This is a genomic window from Spirillospora sp. NPDC049652 (assembly GCF_040675125.1).
Lineage (GTDB): Bacteria > Actinomycetota > Actinomycetes > Streptosporangiales > Streptosporangiaceae > Spirillospora.
The window spans coordinates 1-6901 of sequence record NZ_JBFAOF010000349.1 but is presented as its reverse complement, the minus strand read 5'-3'; the positions used below and the strand labels follow the sequence as shown (position 1 = coordinate 6901).

At 73.4% G+C, this 6901-nt stretch carries 7 protein-coding genes; 5 read left to right on the top strand and 2 right to left on the bottom strand.

Annotated features, from left to right (window positions below; translation table 11 throughout):
- Positions 1 to 235: 235 nt before the first annotated feature.
- The 5 genes from AB0J52_RS21710 to AB0J52_RS21690 all read left to right on the top strand — a co-directional run bounded on the left by AB0J52_RS21710 (position 236) and on the right by AB0J52_RS21690 (position 4546).
- Entirely contained in the window at positions 236 to 847 is a 612-nt protein-coding gene (locus tag AB0J52_RS21710; RefSeq protein WP_500183582.1) for a uridine kinase family protein, read from the top strand.
- A gap of 178 nt (positions 848 to 1025) precedes the next feature.
- The gene (locus AB0J52_RS21705; RefSeq protein WP_500183580.1) at positions 1026 to 1400 is read left to right on the top strand and encodes an FKBP-type peptidyl-prolyl cis-trans isomerase; all 375 of its coding nucleotides are present in this window, start codon (positions 1026 to 1028) and stop codon (positions 1398 to 1400) included.
- 171 nt (positions 1401 to 1571) lie between these two features.
- On the top strand, positions 1572 to 2663 hold the full coding sequence (locus tag AB0J52_RS21700) for an ABC transporter ATP-binding protein (protein ID WP_500183578.1): 1092 nt from the start codon (positions 1572 to 1574) through the stop codon (positions 2661 to 2663).
- Positions 2660 to 3511 (top strand): DUF2705 family protein, encoded by an 852-nt coding sequence (locus AB0J52_RS21695; protein ID WP_500183577.1) that lies wholly within the window; start codon positions 2660 to 2662, stop codon positions 3509 to 3511. Before AB0J52_RS21700 ends, AB0J52_RS21695 begins: the two co-directional genes overlap by 4 nt.
- Before the next feature lie 183 nt (positions 3512 to 3694).
- Positions 3695 to 4546: a polysaccharide deacetylase family protein gene (locus AB0J52_RS21690; protein ID WP_500183575.1), complete on the top strand. Its 852-nt coding sequence runs from the start codon at positions 3695 to 3697 to the stop codon at positions 4544 to 4546.
- A 161-nt stretch (positions 4547 to 4707) separates the two neighbouring features.
- Here AB0J52_RS21690 and AB0J52_RS21685 read toward each other — a convergent pair whose 3' ends face one another.
- Together AB0J52_RS21685 and AB0J52_RS21680 are read right to left on the bottom strand one after the other, a co-directional pair.
- Positions 4708 to 6156, bottom strand: coding sequence for a uracil-xanthine permease family protein (locus AB0J52_RS21685; protein ID WP_500183573.1), 1449 nt, complete (start codon positions 6154 to 6156; stop codon positions 4708 to 4710).
- A gap of 107 nt (positions 6157 to 6263) precedes the next feature.
- On the bottom strand, positions 6264 to 6901 hold a 638-nt coding region (locus AB0J52_RS21680), incomplete at its 5' end, for a PucR family transcriptional regulator (RefSeq protein ID WP_500183571.1).

The following is a 6901-nucleotide window of genomic DNA, read 5'->3' as shown; positions in this document are numbered from 1 at the left end:
GCGACGGCTCGCGCGCCCCGGATCTCGGCGGCGACGGCGTCGGCCCACGCGTACAGCGCCGGACGGGTCAGGGCGCGTCCGGCCACGGTGAGCGCGGGACGTCCGGGGGCGTCCGGGCGGGGTCCGCCGAGCAGGTCCATCGGGCGCGTCCCTTTCGCGTCGGGCCGGGAAGGACGGGAAACACCCGGCAAAGGGCGCACCCGTGATGCGGGATCATCCGGCGTCTGCTGGAAGTATGCCGTCCGTGACGGACGCACCCACGACCTACCCGGCGCTCGCCGCGCTGCTGCTCGCGCTGCCCCCGTCGGCGGGGCCGGTGCGGCTGGTCGCCGTCGACGGGCCGAGCGGGTCCGGCAAGTCCACGTTCGCGCCGCGGCTCGCGGCGGCGCTGGGCGGGGTGCCGCTGGTCCGGTCGGACGACTTCCGGGTGCCGTGGGACGCCGACCCGCTGACCTGGTGGCCGCCGTTCGAACGGGACGTCCTGGCGCCGCTCGCCGCCGGACGCCCCGGCCGCCTGCGCCGCTACGACTGGCACCGCGACGTCTACGGGCCCGCGGAGGAGCTGCCGCCCGCCGGAGCCCTCGTCATGGAGGGCGTCGGCGCGGCCTGGCGCGGCTCCCCCGCCGCGTTCCGGATCTGGGTGGACGCGCCGCGCGGCCTGCGCCGGGCGCGGGCGCTGCAGCGCGACGGCATCGCCTACGCGGACGCGTGGGACGAGTGGGCCGAACGCGAGTCCCGGCACTTCGCGTCCGACCGCACCCGCGAGCGCGCCGACCTCGTCGTGGACGGCACCGCCGTCGCGGCCCCCGCCTTCCACGCGACCCGTCCCGCCCGCACGCCGTCCTGACCCGGGCGCACCCGGGCGAGCACGGCCGGGGCCCAGGCGCACGCGGGGCGCACACGGCCCGGGCCGGTCGAGGCGCGTGCCAGGCGGGCCGTCAAGGCGCGCACTGAGCGGGCCGCCGGGGCGACTAGGCTGACCGGGTCCGCAACCGACCAATTTGAGAAGACGGGTGAGCCAGCCGATGGCGCTTGAACGTCCCGAGATCGACTTCCCCGAGGGCCAGCCCCCGCAGAACCTCGACATCACCGACATCAAGGTCGGGGACGGCGCGGAGGCCACCAAGGGCTCGACCGTCTCCGCCCACTACGTCGGCGTGGCCTTCTCGACCGGCGAGGAGTTCGACGCGTCCTGGAACCGGGGCGCGCCGCTCGACTTCCCGCTCGGCGCGGGCCGCGTCATCAAGGGCTGGGACATGGGCATCCAGGGCATGCGGGTCGGCGGCCGGCGCAAGCTGGTCATCCCGGCGCACCTGGCCTACGGCAACCACAGCCCGTCCCCCAAGATCGGGGCCGGCGAGACGCTGATCTTCGTCGTCGACCTGGTCGACGTGAAGTAGGTCCGCGCGACGTAGGCGAAGCAGGGGCGAGACATCGGACGCGGGGGGACGAAACCCCGCGACGAACCCCCCGAAAACGCGCTTCAACGGCGGGCAATCCCGGAGTGAAATCCTGCTCCGGGTGCCCGCCGCCGCCGTTTCCGCAGCGCAACGCGTCGGTATCAGCCCAGCATGATCGAGGCGCGCGGGCTGACGAAGCGGTTCGGGGACCGGACGGCGGTCGACGACGTCAGCTTCACCGTCCGTCCCGGCCACGTGACCGGCTTCCTCGGCCCGAACGGCGCCGGCAAGTCCACGACGATGCGGATGATCCTCGGCCTCGACCACCCGACCGGCGGGACGGTCACGGTCTCCGGCGTCCGCTACTCCGGTCTCGGCGCGCCGCTGCGCGAGGTCGGCGCGCTGCTGGACGCCAAGGCCATGCACGGCGGGCGCAGCGCCCGCAACCACCTGCTCTGCCTCGCCCGCAGCAACGGCATCCCCCGCCGCCGCGTGGACGAGGTGCTGGGGCTCGTCGGCCTGCAGTCGGTCGCCGGCAAGCCCGCCAAGGGGTTCTCCATGGGCATGGGGCAGCGGCTCGGCATCGCGGCCGCGCTGCTCGGCGACCCGGCCGTGCTGATGTTCGACGAGCCGGTGAACGGCCTGGACCCCGAGGGCATCCTGTGGATCCGGACGCTCATGCGCCGCCTGGCCGCCGAGGGCCGCACGGTGTTCGTGTCCAGCCACCTCATGTCGGAGATGGCGCTGACCGCCGAGCACCTGGTGGTCATCGGGCGCGGCCGGATCCTCGCCGACACCTCCGTCCGGGAGTTCATCGACACCAACGCCACCAGCCACGTGAAGGTCCGCTCACCGCGGCTCGGCGAGCTCGGGCCGCTGCTCGCCCAGCATGGCCGGCGGGTCGAGGTGGACCCGGACGGCTCGCTCCGCGTCTTCGGCGCGGACCCCGCGTCCGTCGGGGACCTCGCCGCCGACCACGGCATCCGCCTGCACGAGCTCTCGCCCGTCCAGCCGTCGCTGGAGGAGGCGTTCATGCGCCTGACCGGCGACACCGTCGAGTACCACGCGGGCGGCCCGCCGGCCCCCGCGGACCGGCCCGCCTCAGCACAACCCGGCTCAGCACGGCCCGGCTCAGCACAACCCGGCGCAGCCCAACCGGGCGCAGCCCAGTCCGGGCCGGGGCAACCCGCGCCCGGCCCGCCGCCCTCCTCCGGTCCGCCGCCCGCCGGGCCGGACGGCATGTGGCGCGGAGAGGACTCATGACCGCCGTGCCAGCGCCCGCAGACTCCGACGCCGGCCGGCCGGATTCCGGACGCGAGGGCGCGGCGCGCCGTCCGGCCCGGTTCACCGACGCCGTCGCCGCCGAGTGGATCAAGATCCGCACGGTGCGGTCCACGTTCTGGACGCTGCTCGCCGGGATCGTGGTGACGGTCGGGCTGAGCGTCCTGCTGGCCTGGTTCTTCGTCTCCGCCTACGACCAGCTCAGCACGCGCGAGCGGTTCCGGTTCGACCCGACCGCGTACGGCCTCGCGGGCATCAACTTCGGCATGGTGGCGTTCGGCGTGCTCGGCGTGCTGGTCGTCACCGGCGAGTACGCGACCGGGATGATCCGGACGTCCCTCACGGCGGTGCCGCGCCGGACCCGGCTGTTCGCGGCGAAGGCGCTGGTGCTCGGCGTGGTCGTGCTCGTGGTCGGCGAGATCGTGTCGTTCGCCGCCTATTTCCTGTCGCAGCTCGTCTTCGCGAGCCGGAGCCTGGACGAGGGCCTCGGCGCCGACGGCGTGCTGCGCGCGGTCATCGGCGGCGGCCTCTACCTGACCCTGATCGCGCTGTTCGCGCTGGCACTCGGGATGCTGCTGCGGCACACCGCGGGGGCGGTCACGACCGTCCTCGGCCTGCTGTTCGTGCTGCCGATCATCGGCTCGTTCCTGCCCGGCGACCTCGGCCGGACGGTCCGCAAGCTGCTGCCGTCCAACGCGGGCGGCGCGATCATGAACACCCGGCCGTCCGCGGACTCGCTGTCGCCCTGGGCCGGGCTCGGGGTGTTCGCGCTGTACACGGCCGTCCTGCTGGTCGCGGCGCTGGTGGCGTTCCGGCGGCGGGACGCCTGACCGCACGGCGTCCGCACGCGTCCGGGCGCGTCCCCGCGCGTCCGCGCGCGTCCGCCCGGAGAGTTCGGACACAGATGCGCAACACCGGAGCGTCGCCGTCTCGCCCGATACCCTGACGTGATCAGATTTGTCCGTTCTGGTTCGTTGGACGGCACGGCACAGCACAGCACGGGGGACGCGGGGATGCGTGGCGGTGTTCCGAAGGGGTACACGGCGGTGGCGGCGGCGCTGGGGGTAGCGCTCGGCGCCTGGCCCGCGCTGTCGGCGCTGCCGTCCGGCGGCGGGGGCGGCGGCGACGAGCTGCGCACCGAGCTGTCCGCCGCGCTCGCCGACCACCGGTGGGAGCACCCGAAGCCCGGCTCGTGGAACCCGCCGAAGCCGTCCGCCGACGGCCTGCCCCCGGTGATCAGCAAGATCGACACGCAGGACCGCGTGGTGTTCCTGACGATCGACGACGGCTACGAGTACGACCCGGAGTTCGTCAACATCGTCCGGACGGAGAAGGTGCCGATCCTCACCTTCCTGACCACCACCTACGTGCGGGGGCACGCCCAGTACTTCTGGGCGCTGCGCAACGCCGGGTCGCAGATGGAGGACCACACGGTCACCCACCCCGACATGAAGACGCTTCCGCCGGACGCCCAGCGGCGGCAGATCTGCCAGTCGTCCGACACCATCGCCGCCCAGTACGGACGGCGGCCGCAGATCTTCCGCCCGCCGTTCGGCTCGTACAACACCGCGACCCGCCAGGCGGCCAAGGCGTGCGGCATCAAGTCGATCCTGACCTGGACCGCCGAGTACTACAACGGCACGAGCGGCCCCGGCGTCGGCTTCAACGGGTTCGCGCGCGGCGACGGCATGGGCAAGGGCTTCCGGCCCGGCGACATCGTCCTGATGCACTACCGCAAGGGCCTGGCCGGCCAGTTCCGCACGCTGCTCGGCTGGATCCGCCAGCAGGGCTTCCGTCCGGCCGCCGTGCAGAACTACCTGCCCCGCTCCCTGGGCGGCGAGGCCCCCGACACCCCGCCCGCCTGACCCCGAACGACCGCACGCGCGAGGCCTCAGGGGCGGATGTACCGAGGGTTACCGGGACGAATCCCGGTTGCGCTGAGGCGTCCGATACGAGCGGACTAGGGTTCGAACGCTGGCGGGGTTGAGGTCCCCCGCTCCCCGAGACAACCCCGCCAGCACTCTTCCTAGTGCGAGTTGCGGCGGACCTTTCCGCCGATCTCCGTCTCCATCGGCGCGATGAGGCCCCGGCCCATGTCGGACGGGTCGCGGCGGCGCACCGCCAGGTTCAGCACGTGGTACCCCAGCAGCAGGACGACCGTGCCGAGCGCGATGCCCTGCAGCGGGAACTTGTCGGTGATGTGCAGCGTGACGTTCCCGATCGCGAGGATCAGTCCGGCCGCGACCGGGACGAGGTTGACCGGGTCGCCGAAGTCCACCCGGTTCTCCACCCAGATCTTCGCGCCGAGCAGGCCGATCATGCCGTAGAGGACGACCGTGATGCCGCCGAGCACGCCGCCCGGGATCGCCGCGACCAGCGCGCCGAACTTGGGGACGAACCCGACCGCGATCGCCACGACCGCCGCCACCCAGTAGGCGGCCGTCGAGTAGATGCGGGTCGCGGCCATGACGCCGATGTTCTCGGAGTAGGTGGTCGTCGGCGCGCCGCCGACCGCCGTCGCGAGGGTGGTGGTGAAGCCGTCGGCGGCGAGGGCGCGGCCGAGGTAGGGGTCCAGGTCGTCGCGGGTCATGGCGGCGACGGCCTTCACGTGCCCGGTGTTCTCGGCGATGAGCGCGATGACGACGGGCAGCGCCAGCAGGATCGCCGACATCTTGAAGTTCGGTCCGTGCAGGTGCGGCAGGCCGAGCCAGTCGGCCGACTTGACCGCCGAGAAGTCCACCCGGTCGTGCGGGTAGGCGGTCGCGATGCAGTAGGGGCCCTCGGTGGGGCAGGGGCGGCCCGACGCGTCCAGCAGGTTGCGGCCGCCCTGGACGGAGGTGACCTGGCCCGCCGTCTTGTCCAGCACCCACGACAGCGCGAAGCCGAAGACCAGCGCCAGCAGCACGTTGATCCGCGCCCAGAAGCCGCGCAGCAGCACGGCGCTGAGCACGGCGAACGCCATCGTCGCGATGGCGACCCACTGGTCCTGCGGCCAGTAGACGTTCGCGACGACCGGGGCGAGGTTGAAGCCGATCAGCACGACCACCGCGCCGGTCACGACCGGCGGCAGCACCGCGTGCAGGACGTTCGCGCCGAGGAAGTGGATGACCAGCCCGACCGCGAGCAGCGCCACGCCGACCCACAGGATCGCGCCGGTGACCGTCCCGGAGTCGCCTCCGGACGCGCGGATCGCCGCAGCGACCCCGACGAACGAGGCGCTCGACCCGAGGTAGGACGGCACCCGGCCGCTGGTGATCAGCAGGAACAGGATGGTGGCGACGCCGGACATCATGATCGCCAGGTTGGGGTCCAGCCCCATCAGCACCGGGAACACGAACGTGGCGCCGAACATCGCCACCACGTGCTGGGCCCCGATCCCCGCGGTGCGCGGCCACGACAGCCGCTCGTCCGGGCGGACGACCTCCCCCGGCGGCGGCGTCTTCCCGTCGCCGTGCACCTTCCAGCCCAACACCATCCGGAACTCCTGAAATCCTCGTTTACGCTACGTGAACGAGAATGCCGCACCCGGACCCGGCCGCGCACCACCGGGGGTGGCGCAACGGCCGGACCCCGGCACGGCGGTCAGATCCCCCGCATCCGCAGGACGTGCAGGGCCAGGGTGAGGTTCAGACGCAGGTGCGCGTCCTCGGTGAACGGCCCGAGCAGCCGCTCCAGCTTCCCGATGCGGTAACGCAACGTGTTGTAGTGGAAGTGCAGCCGGCGCGCGGTCTCGGCGACGTTGAGGTTGGTCTCCAGCAGCACCTGGAGGGTGCGGCGCAGGTCCACCAGCTCGGGCTCGTCGTCGGCGGCCAGGTCGCCGAGCGTCTCGCGGACGAACGCGTGCAGCTCCTCCGGGTCCGGCACGAGGCTGAGCAGCCGGTACACGCCGAGCTGGTCGAAGTGCGCCCGCGCGCCGTCGCCGTGCAGCTGCCGTCCCACCCGCACCGACTTCAGCGCCTGCTCGTACGCCTCGGGCAGCCGGGACGGGGACACGACCGTGCGGCTGATCCCGGCCGAGAACGTCCGGCGGACCGAGGAGTGCTCGGCGAACAGCGCGGCGGCCTCCTTGACCAGCGTGTGGACCGGTCCACCGTCCTCGTCGGGGTCGCCGCCCTCGGCGCCCACCACGGCCACGACCTCGTGCGCGAAGCTCGCCACGGCCGCGCCCCGGTCGTGCCGGCGCACCGCCGCGGCCCAGGCCGCGGCGAGCCGCTCCTGCG